This is a genomic window from Mesorhizobium sp. M4B.F.Ca.ET.017.02.2.1 (assembly GCF_003998955.1).
Classification (GTDB): domain Bacteria; phylum Pseudomonadota; class Alphaproteobacteria; order Rhizobiales; family Rhizobiaceae; genus Mesorhizobium; species Mesorhizobium abyssinicae.
In genome coordinates, this window is the sequence record NZ_RZOF01000571.1 from 1 (window position 1) to 2,000 (window position 2,000).

A 2,000-nucleotide genomic window follows, 5' to 3' on the forward strand; every position below is an offset into this window, starting at 1 on the left:
GAACTGGTGAAGGCCGGGAAGATCCGCCATTTCGGCCTGTCGAACGAAAGCTCCTGGGGCGTCATGCGCTTCCTTGGCGAGGCCGACAAGGGCGTCGGGCCGCGGCCCGTCTCGCTGCAGAACGCCTACAGCCTCGTCAATCGCACCTTCGAGGTGAACCTCGCCGAGGTCTGCGAGCGCGAGCAGATCGCCTTCCTGCCCTATTCGCCGCTGGCGCAGGGCTATCTGACCGGCAAATACGACCATGGCGCGCGCCCGCAAGGCTCGCGCTCGCAGCTTTTCAACCGTGGCCAGCGCTACGAGACGCCGAATGCGGCGCAAGTCCTGCTCGAATACAACGAGCTGGCGCGCTCCTTCGGCATGGAGCCGGCGCTGTTTGCCAATGCCTATGTCTCGAGCAGACCCTTCGTCACCTCGAACATCATCGGCGCGACGGCGATCTGGCAGCTGGAAACGGCGTTGTCCTCGGCCGAGGTCAGATGGACCGAGGAGATGCAGAAGGCGATCGATGGGGTTCATCAGCGCGTCGGCAATCCGTGCCCTTGACCAGAATTGTCCAACGATAACAAAAGGGAGGGGACGGCAATGAATTTTCCAATCGAACCGTGCGGGGAAGATTTCCGGCGCTGTCGCTGACCGACAAGGGCCGCCGTCGCATCTATCTCGATAACCCGGCCGGCACGCAGGTGCCGCAAGCGGTGGCCGACGCCGTGTCGCGCTGCCTGCTTACCACCAACGCCAATCTCGGCGGCTTCTTCGAAACGACCCTGGCGGCGCAGGAAGTGGTCGACGGCGCGCATGCGGCAATGGCCGATTTCCTCGGTGCCGCGAGCGCCGAGGAGATCATCATCGGCGCCAACATGACGACGCTGACCTACCATATGTCGCGCACGCTCGGCCGCGCGATGAAGCCAGGCGACGAGATCATCGTCACCCGCATGGACCATGAGGGCAATGTCTCGCCCTGGCTACAGCTTGCCGAGGACCTTGGCCTCGCCGTGCGCTTCCTGCCGTTCGACGAGAAAAGCTGGCAGGTCGAGGAAGCGGCGTTGAGTGCGCTGCTCTCGGAAAATACGCGGCTCGTGGCGCTGAACTATGCCTCGAACCTCACCGGCTCGATCAACCGGGTGAAGGCGCTGACGGCCGTAGCCAAGCAGGCAGGCGCGCTGGTCTATGTCGATGCCGTGCAGTTCGCGCCGCATGGCCTGGTCGACGTGCAGGGGCTCGGCTGCGATTTCCTCGTCTGCTCGGCCTACAAATTCTTCGGCCCGCACATGGGCATCCTGTGGGGGCGCCGCGACCTCATTGATGCGCTGAAACCTTACAAATGCCGCTGCTCGTCCAACGGCCTGCCGGAACGCTTCGAGCTCGGCACGCCGCAGATCGAGCTGATGGCCGGTCTCGGCGCGGCGGTCGATTATTTCGCCGATCTCGGCGCGGCGGCGGGCGAGGGCGGCTCGCGGCGGCAGCGGATCACCAGGGCGTTCGAAGTGTCGATCGCCTACGAGAACACGCTGGCGCAAAAGCTGATCGACGGCCTGTCTGGCATTGCCGGCCTGACCATCCACGGCATCACCGATCCGGCGCGGATCGGCGAGCGCGTGCCGACCGTGTCCTTTACCGTCGAGGGCATCGCGCCGGAGACGATCGTGCGGCAGATGAACGCCGAAAACATCTTCCTCTGGTCAGGCCACAACTATGCCTGGGAGATCGTCCACCAGCTCGGCATTCCGGCCGGCGAGGGCGTCGTGCGCATCGGCATCGCGCATTACAACACGGCGGACGAGATCGACGAGACGCTGGAAAGCGTGCGCCGGGTCGTGGCCATGCTGAGGCAGCAGCGAGCCTGAGCCACGTTGCTTTCACGCAATTCCGGACGGAAAACCGCTACGCACTTTTCCTGGAATTGCTGATCGCTGCTTGCCGCCAAAGCCGGTCAGGAAAGCAGTGAGGTTGTCGCTGAGCGCGTCGCACAGATAGCCGCCCTCCTGGACGATCAC

General features: G+C 64.2%; 1 protein-coding gene and 1 pseudogene. Both read left to right on the forward strand.

Going from position 1 to position 2,000, the window contains the following annotated elements:
- Positions 1–546: aldo/keto reductase (locus EN738_RS33855; protein WP_189606114.1), on the forward strand; the 546-nt coding region annotated here is incomplete at its 5' end.
- A gap of 39 nt (positions 547–585) precedes the next feature.
- Positions 586–1,850: pseudogene (locus tag EN738_RS33860) on the forward strand (cysteine desulfurase-like protein).
- Positions 1,851–2,000: the final 150 nt, after the last annotated feature.